General features: G+C 68.5%; 14 protein-coding genes. 7 read left to right on the top strand and 7 right to left on the bottom strand.

The window, feature by feature from the left end; all coding sequences use genetic code 11:
* The first annotated feature begins 1 nt into the window (after position 1).
* Positions 2–2,128 (top strand): FUSC family protein, encoded by a 2,127-nt coding sequence (locus D472_RS0100135; RefSeq protein ID WP_017602469.1) that lies wholly within the window; start codon positions 2–4, stop codon positions 2,126–2,128.
* Positions 2,129–2,149: 21 nt separating this feature from the next.
* Here the strand turns inward: D472_RS0100135 and D472_RS0100130 are convergent, their stop codons facing one another.
* Positions 2,150–2,809: a cyclase family protein gene (locus D472_RS0100130; RefSeq protein ID WP_017602468.1), complete on the bottom strand. Its 660-nt coding sequence runs from the start codon at positions 2,807–2,809 to the stop codon at positions 2,150–2,152.
* Positions 2,810–3,071: 262 nt separating this feature from the next.
* Between D472_RS0100130 and D472_RS0100125 the strand changes: the two genes are divergently transcribed.
* From D472_RS0100125 to D472_RS0100105, 5 genes are all read left to right on the top strand, one after another.
* Complete coding sequence (locus tag D472_RS0100125; protein WP_026117228.1) at positions 3,072–3,755, top strand: lysophospholipid acyltransferase family protein; 684 nt, start codon at positions 3,072–3,074, stop codon at positions 3,753–3,755.
* Positions 3,756–4,036: 281 nt separating this feature from the next.
* Positions 4,037–5,383, top strand: a complete 1,347-nt coding sequence (locus tag D472_RS0100120; RefSeq protein ID WP_017602466.1) for an FAD-dependent oxidoreductase — start codon at positions 4,037–4,039, stop codon at positions 5,381–5,383.
* 379 nt (positions 5,384–5,762) lie between these two features.
* Positions 5,763–8,444 (top strand): penicillin-binding transpeptidase domain-containing protein, encoded by a 2,682-nt coding sequence (locus tag D472_RS0100115; protein ID WP_017602465.1) that lies wholly within the window; start codon positions 5,763–5,765, stop codon positions 8,442–8,444.
* 437 nt (positions 8,445–8,881) lie between these two features.
* Positions 8,882–9,181 carry a hypothetical protein gene (locus tag D472_RS0100110; protein ID WP_017602464.1) on the top strand — a complete coding sequence of 100 codons (300 nt, stop codon included), beginning with the start codon at positions 8,882–8,884 and terminating at the stop codon, positions 9,179–9,181.
* Between the two features lie 87 nt (positions 9,182–9,268).
* Positions 9,269–9,517: a hypothetical protein gene (locus tag D472_RS0100105; RefSeq protein ID WP_017602463.1), complete on the top strand. Its 249-nt coding sequence runs from the start codon at positions 9,269–9,271 to the stop codon at positions 9,515–9,517.
* A gap of 78 nt (positions 9,518–9,595) precedes the next feature.
* Here D472_RS0100105 and D472_RS0100100 read toward each other — a convergent pair whose 3' ends face one another.
* The 6 genes from D472_RS0100100 to D472_RS0100075 form a co-directional block, all read right to left on the bottom strand.
* Positions 9,596–9,943 carry a DUF3040 domain-containing protein gene (locus D472_RS0100100; RefSeq protein ID WP_017602462.1) on the bottom strand — a complete coding sequence of 116 codons (348 nt, stop codon included), beginning with the start codon at positions 9,941–9,943 and terminating at the stop codon, positions 9,596–9,598.
* 378 nt (positions 9,944–10,321) lie between these two features.
* Positions 10,322–11,428: an ABC transporter ATP-binding protein gene (locus D472_RS0100095; protein WP_051045904.1), complete on the bottom strand. Its 1,107-nt coding sequence runs from the start codon at positions 11,426–11,428 to the stop codon at positions 10,322–10,324.
* Positions 11,428–12,240: an ABC transporter permease gene (locus D472_RS0100090; protein ID WP_033302803.1), complete on the bottom strand. Its 813-nt coding sequence runs from the start codon at positions 12,238–12,240 to the stop codon at positions 11,428–11,430. The genes D472_RS0100095 and D472_RS0100090 overlap by 1 nt, the downstream gene beginning before the upstream one ends.
* A gap of 8 nt (positions 12,241–12,248) precedes the next feature.
* Positions 12,249–13,058, bottom strand: a complete 810-nt coding sequence (modA, locus tag D472_RS0100085; protein WP_017602459.1) for a molybdate ABC transporter substrate-binding protein — start codon at positions 13,056–13,058, stop codon at positions 12,249–12,251.
* Complete coding sequence (locus tag D472_RS0100080) at positions 13,051–13,452, bottom strand: TOBE domain-containing protein (RefSeq protein ID WP_017602458.1); 402 nt, start codon at positions 13,450–13,452, stop codon at positions 13,051–13,053. Before D472_RS0100080 ends, modA begins: the two co-directional genes overlap by 8 nt.
* Before the next feature lie 212 nt (positions 13,453–13,664).
* Complete coding sequence (locus D472_RS0100075; RefSeq protein ID WP_026117226.1) at positions 13,665–15,290, bottom strand: glycoside hydrolase family 10 protein; 1,626 nt, start codon at positions 15,288–15,290, stop codon at positions 13,665–13,667.
* A gap of 318 nt (positions 15,291–15,608) precedes the next feature.
* On the opposite strand from D472_RS0100075, the gene D472_RS0100070 reads away from it, so the two are divergent.
* The gene (locus D472_RS0100070) at positions 15,609–16,892 is read left to right on the top strand and encodes an isochorismate synthase (RefSeq protein ID WP_026117225.1); all 1,284 of its coding nucleotides are present in this window, start codon (positions 15,609–15,611) and stop codon (positions 16,890–16,892) included.
* The last annotated feature ends 39 nt before the right edge of the window (positions 16,893–16,931 follow it).

Genomic DNA, 16,931 nt, shown 5'->3' with positions numbered 1-16,931 from the left:
GATGGGGCCCGTGCGAGATCTGGGAACCACCGGTGACACCGGACCGATGTCCCTGGGCGAGGGCACGAGGGGCCCCGAACGGGCGATCGTGGGTGAGCGACCCACCCCTCGGATGAACTTGAAGGCCCTCTTCGGGCTGGAGGCCGGCCGGTGGGCGTGGCGGACCGCGGTGTACGCGGCCGTGGCGATGACGACCTCCTTCGCCCTGGCAACGGCACTCTTGGGCCCCCAGGTCGGCACCCTGGCCGCTCTCGGGTCCATGACCGTCTTGTACGAGAAGAAGACCCCCTACTCCTACCGCGCCGCCGCCTTGGCCCTGGTGGGCCTGGGGTTCGTCACGGCGGTGGCCGTCAACTCCCTGGCCTCGGCGCTCTCCCCGTGGGCCGCCGTGGTCTCCATCGGGCTGACCGCCGGTCTGGCCACTTGGGTGTGCGCGGCCTGGCGGGTGGACAAACCCGGTCCGATGTTCTTCGTCCTGGTCGCCAGCATCTCCACCATCGCCCCCGGGGGTGTGTCCGAGGTCCTCCTGCACGCTCTCATCGCCGCGTTGGGCGCCGCGGTGGGTTGGACCGTGTCGATGTCCGGAGCCCTACTGCGGGCGCGTCACCCCGAGTACCAGGCGGTGGCCGAGGCGTTTCGGGCCTTGGCCACCCTGTTGCGGTCCGTGGGCACCCCCGAGCTCGACCACGCCCAGCACGAGGCGTCGGTTGCGGTGGCCGAAGCCTGGCGGATCGTGTTGTTGGGCCAGACCCGCGGTTACCGCACCACCGCCGAGGCCGCCCGGCTGCGCGCGCTATTGCGCTGGGTCTCCGACGTGCACCTGGCGGCGACCCAGGTGTGCATCGCGCGGACCACGGCCCTGCCCGAACAGGCCGCGGAGTTCGCCGACCGGATGGCGCCGGCCGTGGCCGACCCCGCCCAGGCCCCCGATCCCGACTCCCTGCACGAGCTGCGTCGCGGCATGCGGCCGCGTTCGTTGGAGTCCCGTTTGTACGGCCTGTTGGCTCGGGCCGCCCAGGCCGCGCGGCGCAGCGCCCAAGACGAGGACGTCGAGGAGGACGAGCGCTCCGCCGACCTGCACGATGAGCGCTACCCCGCGTTGTTGAACGCCCTGCGCTCCAGCCTGAGCAAGGACTCGCTGATCCGCCCCACCGCGCTACGAATGTGGCTGACGGTGACCGCCGCCGGGATGTTCGGGCTGTGGATGGGGCTGGATCACTACTACTGGGTGGCGCTGACCGCCACTTCGGTGCTGCAGGCCGGTAGCGTGGTCCTGACCTTCAACCGTTCGGTACAGCGTTCCCTGGGCACCCTGCTGGGTGTGTTGGCCGGAGTGGGGCTGCTCATGCTCTCACCGCCATTGGCCGTGGTGATCGTCCTGGCCGGTCTGTTGCAGGGCGCCACCCAGTTGGTGGTGGCCCGTAACTTCTTCTACGCCTCGGTGTTGTTGACCCCGATGGCACTGATGCTGTCCCACACGGCCCATCCTCATCCCCTCGCCGACCTCGCCGAATCCAGGATCGTCGACACCCTGGTGGGTTCGGCCTTCGGCCTGGCGGGCGCCCTGCTGTTGTGGCGCAAGGCCTCGGCGACCCGATTGCCGCAGGCCATCGCCAACGTGTTGGAACGCACCCGCCAGTGCATGTCGGCGGTGCTCGACCAGGACGCGGAGATCACCGAGGCACGCCGTTACCGACTGCGCAGGGACATGCGCGCGGCCACGGTGAGCCTGCGTGGCGTGTACGAGAGCGCACTGGGGGACGCCCCACGGGCGGCCTCCACCCGGCCGTTGTGGCCGGTGGTGGTGGCCACCCAACGCATCGGCTACCTGGCCCTGTCCGCGCTATCCCAGGACCGTGTCCCCGAACCGGTCGGCGTCATCACCCTGCAACGGGTGGATCTGGCCTTCCAGGAGCTCATCTCGGCGATAGAGGAACGTCGGACTCCACGGTTGGGAGCGTTGCCCCGGCTGCCCTCCCACCCCCGGATCAACATGGAGCTTCGGGCCTTGTCCAACGCGATGACCAGTGCCGTGGCGCTGGACGAACGGGCGGCCCGGCAGGAGACCGAGCGTCGGGCCCGACGCGAACGGCGCCGAGCCCGATACGACGTGGACGCCGACCTGTGAGGCCCGCTCGGGAACCTTCGCTCAGGCTCCTTCGAGCAGGGCGAAGGCCCGGACCGGGAAGGCCGCGAGTCCACGCACCTTGGCGGGAACCGCGTAGAAGGTGAAACCCTCGGTGGGGAGTCGGTCCAGCAGGCACAGGTGGGCGACGATCGGCAGGCCGGCGGTGAGCAGGACGGCCTGGGCCGGTCGGGCCCCCTCGGTCGCGGGTGAGGTGTCGTCCACGCTGATCGAGTCGATGCCGACCAGGACGGCCCCGGCCTGGACCAGTGTCTTGGCGGCGGTCTCGGTCAGATGAGGGTGCTCGTGCGTGCCGTAGGTCTCGGTGCGCCAGTGTCGGTCCCAGCCGGTACGGATCAGGACGGCGCGGCCGCGCAGGTCGAGTCCGGCGAAGGTCTCGGGGCCGATCCTGTGGGTCTCGGTGGCGTCGACCACGACCCCGGGCAGGTCGGCGACCCGTTCCAGTTCCAGGTCCGCGGGACCGGCGGCGTCGCGGTAGGGGTGTGCGGGGATCTCCACGTAGGTTCCGGTCGCTCCGACCATCGAGACACGACCGCTGCTGTCGCCGTGTCCGGGGATCTCGCCCGCGACGGTGGTGTTCTCCTTGATCACCGGTTCGGGCAGCCCCGGACAGGTGGTCATTCCGTCGGTGATCTGGTGGCTGACGTCGACCAGTTTCGGCATGGCTGTGTTTCCTCGCTCGCATCGGAAAGAGGTTCCCTGACCTGGGTCAGAGGTCTAGACCATAAACCCTAGCGCCTGTGGCTCAGGTCACGACAATGGCACGGAGTCCCGGGCATCCCTCGGCCCGCGAGCCGCCCTCACCCCGCATCCCGCCCTTGGATCCCGCTAAGCTCGAGGACACCGTCGCGGGCCCCGGACCCTCCGGTCGACCCGGACACCCCCGACAGCACGCCTTCACCCACCGAGAAGGGGCGACTCCATCGTGTCAATGTACGGAGCGGCCAAGGCCATCGTCGCACCCGCCAGCCGCGTGGTCTGGCCTCAGCGGGTGGAGGGCGTACACCACGTCCCCCGAAGCGGTCCGGTCATCCTGGCCGCCAACCACTTGGCGCTGATCGACCCCCTCTTCATCGGAGTGGCCTGCCCCAGGCAGGTGCGCTTCATCGCCAAGCAGGAACTGTTCGACGAGAGCACGCTGATGAAGAAGGCCGTGGCACGAACCCTTCGAGCCCTGGGCCCCTTGGCGGTGGATCGCCGCCCCGGCCAGAGCGCCCAAGAGGCCATGGACAACAGCCTCGACGTATTGAAGAGCGGAGAGGTCTTCGGAATCTTCCCCGAAGGCACCCGTTCCCCCGACGGACGCTTGTACAAGGGACAGACCGGCCTGGCCTGGTTGGCCCTGACCACCGCCACCCCGGTGGTGCCGGTGGCCCTGGCCGGCACCGAGCGCATCCTGCCGCCGGGCCGTAAGATGCCCTCGCTCAATCGGGTGGGGGTACGCTTCGGCGAACCGGTGGACCTGTCCCCGTGGAAGGGGCAGGCGCACAAGGCCCGCCCCCGCAGGGAGGCGACCGACGCCATCATGGACGCGATCGCCAAGCTGTCGGGCCAAGAGCAGGTACCCAGGTTCGCCGCTTCGGTCAAGGCCGAGCTGGAACGACGGTGATTTTCCCCACAACTCGACTTGGGCTGATTCGCCCTTGACGGGGCGTTGACCTTCTAGCGAGGGATCGTTCGGCGAGCGCGAATCCGCCTCCCGGCCTGCCCTTGGACACGGAAGGACCCGAAGGACGCCCTCGGCTCCCCTGGCGGAGCGAGCGTAATTCCCTACCCTTATAGTGGGTTTTCCCGGTGGACACACCGGATAGATTAGGCAAGCCTTACCTTTTAATGGCGTCCGACCCTGGCGCGAAGACTTGGAGCTGTGCGATGACGCGACCACTGCGAGTGGGAATCGTGGGTGCGGGCCCGGCGGGTATCTACGCCGCGGACCTGCTCACCAAGGACGAGACCCTGTCCGCGTGCGACACGTCCGTCAGCATCGACATCCTCGACAAGCTGCCGTCTCCCTATGGGCTGGTCCGCTACGGAGTGGCCCCCGACCACCCCCGGATCAAACAGATCCAGGGGGCACTGCACAAGATCCTCGACAAACCCGAGATCACCTTCTACGGCAACGTCGAGTACGGCGTGGACCTCAAACTCGAGGACCTTCGTCGTCACTACGACGCCGTCATCTTCGCCACCGGTAGCGACCGTGACCGCCCACTGGACATCCCCGGTGTGGACCTGCCCGGCAGTCACGGTGCCGCCGACTTCGTCTTCTGGTACGACTCCCATCCCGACGTCGACCCGTCTTGGCACGTGGACGGCACCAGCGTCGCCGTGATCGGTGCGGGCAACGTGGCCGTCGACGTGGCCCGCATCCTGGCCAAGGACGCCGACGATCTACTGTCCACCGACATCACGGACAACGTCTACGAGGGCCTTCGCGCCAAGCGGATCACCGACGTGCACGTCTTCGCCCGCCGCGGTATCGCTCAGTGCAAGGCCACCCCGATGGAGCTGCGCGAACTGGACAAGCAGCCCGGCGTGGAGGTCCTGGTCTACGCCGAGGACTTCGAGATGGACGAGGGCAGCCTCAAGGCCTGCGAGGAATCGAATCAGGTCAAGACCAACGTCAAGGTCCTGCAGAACTGGGCCATCCGCGATCCGCGCGGCGCCGAACGCCGCCTGCACCTGCACTTCCTGCACGCACCCGTGGAGATCCTGGGTGAGGACAAGGTCACCGGTCTGCGCACCGAGCGCATGGAACTCACCGGCGACGGCAACGTCAGGGGTACCGGCGAGTACGTCGACACCGAGGTCCAGGCCGTCTACCGCGCCATCGGCTACCTGGGCTCGCCCTTGGCCGACCTGCCCTTCGACGAGGAGCGGGGCGTGGTACCCAACTCCGAGGGCCGGGTCTTGGACCTGGACGACGAGCCCATCGACGGCGTGTACGCCACCGGATGGATCAAGCGTGGTCCGGTCGGACTGATCGGTCACACCAAGGGGGACGCCCTGGAGACCGTCACCAACCTGGTCGCCGACCGCGCATCCCTCACCCCCGCCGTCGAGCCCGACCCGGTCGCCTTCCGGAGCCTGCTCACCGAGCGCGGTGTCGAGTACACCACCTGGGAGGGCTGGCAGCGTATCGAGGCCAAGGAGGAGGAGCTCGGCGCCGAACGCGGTCGCAAGCGCCTCAAGCTACTCACCAGGCAGCAGCAGACCGAGATCGCACGCCAGGTCTAGTGCGATGTTCCCGGCCGGTCCCGCGCCCCTCTGCGGGACCGGCCTTCGTTCTTTACCCATCCGTGCCCTTCGCGGCACCGTGAGATTGCACATGTGTCTGTCCTCGAATCGGTGGAACAACCTCCGGGGCAAATGGGTTAGAGTCACTGTTGGTCGGTGTGGTAGCAAGTGTCCCCCGGGCCTCACCTATTGCCTTCGCGGAATACCGCGTCCGGCACCCGCCCCTTGGGGTGGGATGAATCGGATGGTCAGGAGCCCCGTTGTGCCCCGCGCCGAGAGGCGACCGCCACGCCGGCCATCATCTTCGTGCCCCGCTCCCACCGAAGTGGGAGCGGGGCATCGTGCTCTTGTCAGGAAACACAACGAAGGACGGTCAGGCGTGGACGAGCGGCCCCCCAGGCAGCCGGGTTCCTCCGGACCACCCGACGAACGGTCGGACAGCACGAGAGCGCGCCGAACGCGCCCGGAGAACCCCTACCGCATCCCCGAGCGGCCTTCTGGAGCCCGCCCCAAGGACACCGGTGGCTTCGATTTCACACCCGCACGCTCTGAGGGCTCCGCCGTACCGTCCGAGCCCGGTCCCCCCACCGGGTCACAGGACTCCGTGGCCGCCTCACAGGACCCCATGACCGAGCCCTGGGAACTGCCCCGAGAGTCCTGGGAACCATCCCGGGAGCCCTGGGAATCGCCGCGAGAGCCCGCCCAGGGCTCCCGGGCCGCTGGACCGGAGCACCAAGACCGACCCATCGGTGCCAGTGCTCACTCGTGGGCCCCGCCCGAGGCGGCCGACCCCTTTTCTGTCCCCGAACCTCACGAGCCCCGGTGGGAGGCGCCCACCGAAGCGGCCTCCTACGCCGACGACGCTCGAAACGACGGGGAACGAGCACTCGACCCCGGACCCACCATCCAGGACGGTTGGGGTGCCCAGGGCGACTGGAACGCTCCGGAGGCCGGTTTCCCGGAAGGCCGCGAGGGCCAGGACGCACCCGGCGCCGGTGCCCACCGGAGTCGGAGCGGTTCCGTTCCGGAAAGTGCCCAGAACACCGGGGAGGACGAGCACGGCCAAGCCCACGGCCGGCGACCCGTCGAGCCCCATCCCACCCAGCAGGACCAAGGCGAGCCCTCGGCGCACCCCGTGGCTTCCGCGGAGGCCTGGCAGACGCCCTATCGGGGACAACCCACCTACGGGAACGACACCCCCTACCCGGGGTCGATCCCCCCGTCACCCGATCAGGGACGCTCCGGGCCAGACGAGGACCAAGACCACGGCGAGGGTTTCGAGTACCTCTACAGCGGCCCTGGTGACCCTGATGGTTTCGGTGGTCCAGGCGGACCCGAGGGACCCCGAGGACCGCACGACCCCCATGACGATGCCTACGACCCCGCCCCGGAGCCCCGCAAGAAGCGTCGCGGGCTGCTCATCGGCGTGATCGCCACCGTGGTCGTGCTGGCGATCGTCGGTGGCGTCGCGGGTTGGTACGTCTACACCCTGCCCGAACCCGGTGAGGCCACCGCCGAGTACGAGGCCGCCTGGGAGGAACAGGACTACGCTCGACTCGCGGCGGTCACCAGGGGCGGCGACGCCGAGGCGGTCCTCGGTGGGATCGACGCCGGCTTGGGCCTGTCCTCCGTCGAGGTGGAGATCGGCGCCCCGGTCACCGACGGCGGCACCGGCAGTGCCCCCTACGAGGTGACGGTCTCGATGTCCAACGCCGGCGACTGGGGCTGGGAGGGTGAGCTTCCACTGCTGCGTGAAGACGGTCAATGGTGGGTGGAGTTCTCTCCCGAGGTCGCCTATCCCGGCCTGGGTGAGGGACAGGTCCTGGCACGCACCGCGGTCTGGGGCGAGCGTGGTCAGATCCAGGCCGCCGACGGCACCCGTCTGGACACCCCGGACGTCTCCGGTTCACTGCAGATGATCGTGGGCGAGTTGGGAGAGGCCGACGCGGACGACGTGGAGCGCCTGGGCCCGGCCTACAGCGTGGGCGACACCATCGGCAAGACCGGTCTCCAGCGCACCTACGAGGAACGGCTGGCCGGTGAGGCCGCCACCACCATCGTGATGGTGGACGCCGCCGAGGCCGAGGAGCCCGACTCGTTGGAGGCCACCGAGGACAACACCGTGGTCACCTTGGATGGGTCCGACGGTGAGTCCATCACCACCAGCATCGACATGAACGTCCAGAACGCCGCCTCCGCCGCCATCATCGACGCCGACGACCCGGCCGGGATGGTGGCGATCCGCCCCTCCACCGGGGAGATCCTGGCGGCGGTGAACGTGCCCGGCGGGTTCAACCGGGCCTTCGAGGGCCAGTACCCGCCCGGTTCGTCGTTCAAGATCGTCACCTACAGCACACTGCTGGACAACGGGTTGTCGGTGGACGGCACCATGAACTGTCCCGAGGAGTACGACCTCGGTGGCTGGCCCTTCCGTAACGCCGGTGGTGCCGAGTACGGCGAGCAGTCGGTGACCGAGGCGTTCGCGACCTCCTGCAATACCGCCCTGGTGGACGAGATCGGACAGCGCCTGTCTCCGGAGATGATGCTGGCCAGTGCGGAACAGTTCGGGATGAACGCGCCACTGGACATCGGTGTGACCACCCACGAGCCCAGCTTCCCGCCAGTGGACAGCAGCACCATGATGGGTGCCCAGGGCATCGGCCAAGGCCAGATCCTCACCTCGCCGCTGCACATGGCGACGGTACCGGCCGCCGTGGCGGACGGGTCGTGGCGCCACCCGGTGCTGGTCACCGAACCGGCCAGGGAGGACCTGCCCGAACCCAACGTGATCGGTAACGCCGAGGCACTACGGCCGATGATGCGCGCGGTGATCACCGAGGGCACCGCCAAGGACGTCGGCTTCCAGGGTGAGGTGTTCGGTAAGACCGGCACCGCGGAGTACGGAACCGCCGAGGACGCCGACGAGGACGACGAACTGCCCAGTCACGCGTGGATGGTCGGGTACAAGGGCGACGTGGCCTTCGCCGTCGTGGTCGACGGCGGGGGCGGCGGTTCGGCCGTGGCCGGCCCACTGGCCGCCAAGTTCACCAACGCCCTGTAGGTCCTACGAGAACGAGGGCCCTGTTCGGATCGATCCGAACGGGGCCCTTGTCATGGGCACGGTGATGAATCCATCCAATCAAATTCAAACCGGGAAGAACCCGATACTTCATCAGTGCATTCCATTCAATACGGAAAACAAAAACACTCCCACCCCTGCTCGGTACATACGTCCGACTCGACAGGAAGAAAGCATCGGGAGGACGCAGGGCTAGCAGAGAAGGAACGGGACACGGCGCACGGCACGTGCCATCGTGAGGAAAATTCATTCCACTTAAGACCAATTTAAGTTTAGGTAATAAAGCGAATGAACAGGGTGTATACATCGCCCCCGAGGGATACGTAACCGATGCATCACCCACGGTGATGTTGTTAACGATATCTCGGGCCCGCATTCCGCCCATCGCGGGAAATACGGCCCTGCCGGAAGGATTCTGCATGAACCGCAAGCTCGTCACTCGCTTCGCCTTCACCGCCCTCGTCGTTCCCGCCTTGGCCTTCGGGGCCCCCGCCGTGGCGATGGCGGACACCTTCTTCCACGCCAACGGCAGCGTCGCCGGCCCGGAGGGCGCGGCCAAGGGGAGTGTCACCTCCGTCGCCTGGGACGGCAAGGACCGTCAATCCGCCAAGGGCGGGAAGCACCACGCCCACCACGGCGGCGTCTTCTACCACAAGGACTACAGCTGGGCCGGCCCGCACGGCGCCGGCCAGGGCAGCATCGTGAGCGGCGCCTTCTGACCTTCCGCGAGGCCCGTGCGGTGATACTCACATCACCGCGCGGGCCCTCTTCGTCGATCACGGTCTCTCCACGGGAGGAATGACCCGATGGCCCTTCACCGCCGTGTGCTCACCACGGCCCTCCTCGCGTTCGGTGTCGCCCTGGGCAGCCCCGCGTTCGCGTCGGCCGGCGCGTTCTTCGACGGTCATGGTGCTTTCGCCGGTCCCGCGGGTTCCGGGATCACGGTGATCCGCAGCGTGGCCAACGACGACGGTAGCGTCGGCTTCGTCCACTACACCTACACCGCCGGTCCCACGGGCGCCACGGTGACCAGGGTCGAGAGCTTCGCCGACTGACCCGTCCCCGAGCTGACCACCCGTTCCGAGTCGGTGCGACCTCGCCTGGGTCCGGCTCCACTGCTTCGGTCCCACGCCTCAGCCGACCGGTTCGGGTGGTCTTTCCACGGCCTCTCCTTCCGGGACCGGATCGGGTTCGGTGGTGTCGGTGCTCTCGCTGTTCTCAGAAGTCCCCCCTGGTCGGGGTTCCTGTGGTTGGGGCGCGCTCGGTGTGAGAACGAACAACAGGACCAATAGTGCCGCGGTGACCGCCGCGATCAGGCCACAGGCCACCCAGGGGCGCCATTTCCGGAGTCCCAGGTCGGTGGGAACATCCGGATCCTCGTTTTTGAAGGACCCCAGACGATCGGCGAGTTCTGGAGCGTCTTCACTGAGTCTCCGCTCGATCTCGGCGAGAATCCTCCGCTCGTGCTCTCTCAAGGACATGGCATCCTCCTCGGCCGTCGGGGGAAGGACTGTCATCGTCGGGTGTCCTACAGTCTCCCCAGGGCGGGCCTGACTTACCCGGACGCCCACAGGATTTCATGCCCGTTTTCGACCGTTTTTCGCGAACAGGAACGGCCCCCGGCAAGAAGAGTCGAACGTCCCTCGGTCTCGGGGCGTCCGTGCCTTCGACGCGATGCTCGGGAGCCCACCCCGCGCTCTCGGCCACCCCCACGGCGCCGGACCGTGAGGGAACCGGCTTCTGGAAGCCGGACCACGCACGTGGTGGGCGTCGCCGCTCCGGGACCTAGTACGCCGGGGACCGGTGTGCCGACGACCGTGCGGGCCCCCTGCCGAGCACGTGCGCATCATGCTCGATTCTCAGAAGCGATAACACTCCACCTCGGCGGCCTTCACCCCGGCCCAGATCCACTCGCCGCGAGCGATCTCGAGTTCGGTCAGGGCCGCCGGGGTGATGTCGGCGGCCAGGGAGAGGGCTCCCTCAAGAAGCACCCGGACCTGGTCGCCGAAACGTTCGACGCCTTCCACCCGAAGTCGCCACACGTTGCGCGGGCTGCCCTGGGGGCGTTCCCGATACAGGGCCACCGCGCGCGGCGGAAAGGCCACCAGGGCCGGACCCTGGTAGGGCTCACGCACCCGCACCGTGGCCACCGGCCCCACCTGCGCTCCATCTCGGGTGAGCGTGACGGTGTCCCCCTCGGCCCGGCCACGGAACAGGTTGAGACCCACCAGGCGTGCCACGTAGGTGGTTCGAGGTCGACGGGCCACTTCGGCGGGGGTGCCCTCCTGCACCAGACGGCCCCCCTCCAGGACGACGATGTGGTCGGCCAACACCATGGCGTCGAGCGGGTCGTGGGTGACCAGGACCGTCACCCCGTCGAACTCCTCCAGCAGGTGCCGCAGGCGGGAACGCACCGCCGCCCGTGTGCTGACGTCCAAGGCGGCCATGGGTTCGTCCAGGAGCAGCATGCGGGGACCGGCGGCCAGGGCACGGGCCAGGGCCACACGTTGGGCCTGGCCGCCGGACAGCTGCCGGGGGCGGGACGCGGCGTGTTCGGCCAGATCCATGTGCTCCAAAAGCTCCCGGGCCCGTTCCCTGGACGCGGCGCGGCCCGACCCTTGACATCGCGGTCCGAAGGCGACGTTGTCCAAGGCACTCATGTGCGGAAACAACAGGTAGTCCTGAAAGACCATGCCGATGGGGCGATACTCGACGGCCGTGGCGGTGTGGTCCCATCCGTCCAGCCACAGGTGTCCACCGGTGAGCGGAACCAACCCGGCCAGGGCGCGCAACACCGAGGACTTACCGGCCCCGTTCGGGCCCAAAAGAGCCAGGACACGGCCGGGTGGGCAGGAAAGGTGGACCTCCAGGGTGAACCGGCCCCGCTTCAAGCGCAGCTCGGCGTCCAGCCCGGCCCCCGGCACCGGGTGCTTTCCGCTCAAGGTGTGGGGAGGTCGTGTACCGATCACGGGTTCGTCCACCTTTCACGCAGAGCGGCCAGGACGGCCAGGCAGACCAAGAGCAGGACCAGGCTGAGCACGATGGCCGCCTCGGGGTCACGTTGCATGGCCACGTAGACCGCCAACGGCATGGTCTGAGTGGTGCCGGGGAAGTTGCCGGCGAAGGTGATGGTGGCGCCGAACTCGCCCAGGGCACGTGCCCAGCACAGCACCGCGCCGGCACCGATGCCGGGCAGGACCATGGGCAGGGTGACTCGAGTGAAGATGGTGACGCGGCTCGCTCCCAGGGTGGCGGCGGCCTCCTCGTAACGGCGGTCGGCTCCTCGTAGGGCGCCCTCGACGCTGATCACCAGGAAGGGCATGGCCACGAACACCTGGGCGATGACCACGGCGGTGGGGGTGAAGGGCAGCGTGATCGCGAACCAGGAGTGCAGGTACTGGCCGACGACGCCGTTGCGACCCAGTACCAACAGCAGGGCCACGCCCCCGACTACCGGGGGGATCACCAGGGGGATGGTGACCAGGGCCCGGGCCAGACGGCGACCGGGGAACTCGGTGCGCGCCAGCATCCAGGCCAGGGGAACCCCGAGGAACAGGGAGACGAGGGTGGCCACCGTGGCGGTGGACAGCGACAGCCACAGCGCGGCCAGCACCTCGGGCTCGGTGATACGCCTTCCCATGGTGGGCCAGGGCGCACGGAGCAAAAGCCCGGCGAAGGGCGACACCAGGAACAGCAGACCCGCAAGGGCGGGCAGCACGAGGACCCAGGGCATCCGTCCCGACCGGGTGCGCGGGACACGCCGGTCCCTGCGGCTCATCGTGGAGGTCACGGGGTACCGAACCCCGCCTTCCGCAAGACGGGGGCGCCCTCGGTGGTGACGAACTCCACCCAGGCCGCGGCCAGGCCGGGGTCCCCGGAGGCGGCGAGCACACCGATCGGGTAGTGGTTGACCGCTTCCTCGGCCTCGTCGAACTCCAGTCCCTCCACTCGGCCCTCGGCGGAGGTGACGTCGGTGGCGTAGACCAAACCGGCGTCCACCTCGTCCAGTTCGACCTTGGTCAGGACCGCGCGCACGTCCTCCTCCAGGGTGGCGGGGGCGACCTTCAGGTCGGCGGCCTCCAGTACCGTCAAGCTCGCCGCGCCACAGGGCACCTCTTGGGCGCACAAGGCCACGGTGACGTCGTCGCCGGCCAGGTCGGCCAATTCCTCGATGCCGGCCGGATTGCCCGCCGGAACGGCGATCCGCAGGGTGTTGGTGACCAAGACCAGTCCGTCCTCACCGTGTTCGGCGGCCCAGTCGGCCGCCAAGCCCTCGCCCTCGACGACCTGTTCCATGATCTCGGTATCGGCGGCGGCGAACACGTCGGCGGGGGCACCGGAGCCGATCTGCTGGGCGAGTTGGCTACTCCCGGCGAAGTTGAAGGTGACCTCCACCTCCGGGTGCTCCTCCTCGAAGGAGACGGCGATCTCCTCGAACACGTCGGTGAGGGACGCGGCGGCGAACACGGTGAGTTCACGGCCCTGACCGGTGCTCCCACCCCAACAGGCGGTCACCCCCAGGACCAGCGCGGCCAGGGCGGCGCCCGCTCCGTGGGCGGCGCGTCCCTGGCTCGGCCCGGGGGTCGGCTCAGGCATGGTGTTCTCCGGTGGTCTCGATGACGACGTTGGTGGACTTGACCACCGCTGTGGCCACGGTCCCCACCTCCAGGCCGAGTTCGTCGGCGGCCTCACGGCTCATCAGGGAGACCACCCGGTGCGGCCCGGCCTGGAGTTCGACCGCGGCCATCACTTGATCGCGGACCACGTTGGTGATCAGGCCTCGGAGGCGGTTGCGGGCGGAGGAGACCCGACGGCCCGGATCCTCACCCGACCCGGACCGCATGAAGGCGGCGAGTTCGGCGCCTTGGAGACGTCGACGTCCGGAGGCGTCGCGTTCGGCCGGGAGCCTCCCGGAGTCGACCCAACGGCGTACGGTGTCGGCGCTGACGCCGAGCAGTTCGGCGACCTCACTGATCTGGAAAGTCGACATAGGGAAAAGCTACTAGTCGCAGATGCTGGCTGACTACCTCTGTTGGACTGGCATGTGCGAGCTTTTCAGCCAATATCCCTGTGGCTTACGGAGGTCGCCAGAACACGGACGGGCCCACCCCCGATGTAGGGGCGGGCCCGTTCGATGATCCTCAGGTGCTGGTGTCGTTCGAGGCGTCGCCAGGTGGACCTCGGCCGCCGCGACACCGGGTGTCAGTCGCCTACGTCGGCGATCTCGCTGATCGGCCCTTCGGCGCGGTAGTCGTCCAGCGCGGTGACCACGTAACCGGCGCCTTCCTCCAAGGGCTCGGTGTCGGTCAGCGTGGACCCACCGGTCACACCGACCAGGTGTTCCGCGGTCAGGGCCGCGCAGTAGGCGTCCTCGTCACCATCCTCCAAGGCCTGGGCGGCTTCGGCGGACAGGCGGTACAGGGCGTAGAAACGGGCGTTTTGGATCTCCTCCCACTCCACTTCGACACCACCGTCGACGGCTTGGGCGGCCACGTCCTCGACCGCGCCGGTCCGGGGGCCCTCACCTTCGGGGTCCTCGATCACCGGGGGCAGGGCGGCGTTCGCGTAGTGGCCATCGAGCAGATGGTCGACCACGTCACCGTTCTCGCGCAGGTCCTTGATGGAGAAATAGATGTCACCCCTGACCTGCTCCAGCTCCCCCGAGTAGTCCAGCTGGGTGCTGAGGGCGTCCTCACCGGTCCAGCCGCTCTCACCCAGACGGTAGGCGCCCTGGCCGACGTACAGCTCGACGTCGGTACCCTCGACCTCGTTCGCCCACCAATCGGTCATCGCCTCGTAGTCGGCGGTGGAGAATCCACGCTCCCAGTACAGCTGCGGGGCGACGTAGTCGACGGTGCCCTCCTGGATCCAGGTGCGGGTGTCCGCGTACTGGGCGTCGTAGGACTGTAGTCCCGAACTCGGTGAACCACTCGGGTCGGTGTCGTCGTTGCGCCAGATACCGAACGGAGACACCCCGAAGCTCACCCAGGGCTTGGTCTGCTGGATCTGTCCGTGCACGTCGCGCATGAGCTGGTCGACGTTGTCGCGCCGCCAGTCGCCCCGGTCCTCGAAGTCACCGCCGTGGGCCTGCCAGCTGGCGTCGTCGTCGAAGGTCGCGCCGTCCTGCGGGTAGGGGTAGAAGAAGTCATCGAAGTGCATGCCATCGATGTCGTAGCGCTCGACGACGTCCATGATGACGGAGGTGACCCACTCGCGAACCTCGGGGTTGCCCGGGTCGACGTAGGCCTCGGTGCCGAAGTCCACCAGCCACTCGGGGTTCTGCTCGACCGGGTGGTCCTCGGAGAGGTTCTCCACGTCGGGGTCCTGCAGGCCCACACGGTAGGGGTTGAACCAGGCGTGCAGCTCCAGACCACGCTCGTGCGCCTCCTGCACGGCGTACTCCAGCGGGTCGTAGCCCGGGTCGCCGCCCTGCTCACCGGTGAGGTAGCGGGCCCAAGGCTCCAGTTCGGACTCGTAGACGGCGTCGGCGGTGGGCCGCGCGTGCAGGAAGACGGCGTTGAGGCCCATATCGACGGAGTCATCAAGCCAGGCGTCGAGTTCGGCCTTTTGCTCTTCGGCCGACAGACCCGGCTTCGAGGGCCAGTCGATGTTACGGACGGTGGTGAGCCAGGCACCGCGCATCTGACGCTTGTCGTCGTCGGCCTGGCACATGGCAGGGGCGGCGATGCCTTCGCCGCCCGGGTCCCGGGGGTCGGCGGCGGCGGAGTCGCCANACCACCCCGCCGACAGCACCGCGACCGCGGCGGCGGCCGCGACCCAGCGCCCACCGGCGCGTGGCGTGCTCAGGGCCCGTGCCATAGAACGCATCAACCTACTCCTTAAGGGGTGTGTGCGCGCCGCCGTTTCCCTGGCGTCACGCCGCGAACCAGAGTAGGTGACGATGTCAATTTTCGGACACGTTTCGGCCAATGTGTGGATAACGTCGCAAGTTCTGGAGAGCGGGAATGTTCTCCCAGGTCACCGAAGCAGCGTGGAGACAGGGCATCGAGCCTGCCCACCTCCCCGCGAAGTCGAAGGATGCGCCCCGGGCGCCTCTCATCGTCCGGGAAGGGCCGTGGCGACAAAGCACCCACCTGCAACGAAACAGGGCACGACCCCTTCTACGGCGTCCTAGACTCGAGTCCCGTGAACGCCGTGCTGAACCCATCGAAACTGTTCGTCCGCACCGTCCCGCTACACGATCGCGCCGACAGCCTCCTCCGGCGCCTACCGCCCGGATCTCCGCTGGCCTGGCTGTCGGGAGAGGGTGGGATCGTGGGCTGGGGTGAGGCGGCACGGATGGAGCCCGAGGTCTCCCCCGCCGGCACCACGCCCACCGACAACTCCCGCATCGCCCAGGCGGCCCGCTGGTTCGCCTCGTTGCTGGAACACTCCGAGATCGAGGACGAGGTGGGCCTGCCCGGCACCGGCCTGGTCACCTTCGGCACCTTCACCTTCGCACCCACCTCCCCCGGTTCGGCGCTCATCGTGCCTCGGGTCATCGTGGGCCGACGCGAGGGCCGCACCTGGTTGACCACCATCATCGACGAACACGGCGAACACCCCGAAGAACCGCTGTACCCCACATCCGTGCCACGCCCCGTCGGCCCCCTGGAGTGGCGCTCCGGTTCCCTGTCCCCTCAGGAATGGATGGACGTGACCGCCGCCACGGTGGAGCGCATCCGTTCCGGGGAACTCGACAAGGTCGTGCTGGCCCGCGATGCCTACGCCCAGGCCGATGAACCCATCGACGTTCGGATCCTGCTGGACCGGCTCCGCGCCCGTTTCCCCGACTGCTTCACCTTCTCCGTCGACGGCATGGTAGGCGCCACCCCCGAACTGCTGCTGCGTATGGAGGGTTCGGAGTTCACCTCCCTGGTGTTGGCCGGAACCCGCGCCCGGGGCGAGGACCCCGAGTCCGACCGGCGCCTGGGTCAGGAGATGATGACCTCGGCCAAGGATGTGGAGGAGCACGGGTTGGCCGTGGACTCACTGCGCGTGGCCATGGAGCCCTTGACCGAGGAACTCACCGTCCCGGCTCGGCCGCGCCTGCTCAAGCTCGCCAACGTCCAACACCTGGCCACCCGTGCCCACGCGCGGATGGCCCCCGGGGTGTCGGCGTTGGACGCGGTGGCGGCGCTGCACCCCACCGCCGCGGTGGGCGGCACCCCCACCGAATCCGCCATGCGCCTGATCAACGAGGTGGAGGGCATGGACCGCGGCGGTTACGCCGGCCCCGTCGGTTGGTTGGACGGTGCGGGCAACGCCGAGTGGGGCATCGCGCTACGCAGCGCCCACGTGGAAGGTGATCGCGCACGTCTGTACGCGGGCTGCGGCATCGTGGCGGGTTCGGACCCGGAGGCCGAACTCGCCGAGACCGAGGCCAAGTTCCGGGTGATGCGCGAGGCCCTCACCGATTCCGAAAGATGACCGGCCCCGGTCCCTCCCCCACGACGGAGGGACCGGGGC

Origin of the sequence: Nocardiopsis alkaliphila YIM 80379, assembly GCF_000341005.1 — a bacterium.
GTDB lineage: Bacteria > Actinomycetota > Actinomycetes > Streptosporangiales > Streptosporangiaceae > Nocardiopsis > Nocardiopsis alkaliphila.
This window is presented reverse-complemented; position numbering and strand designations above follow the sequence as displayed.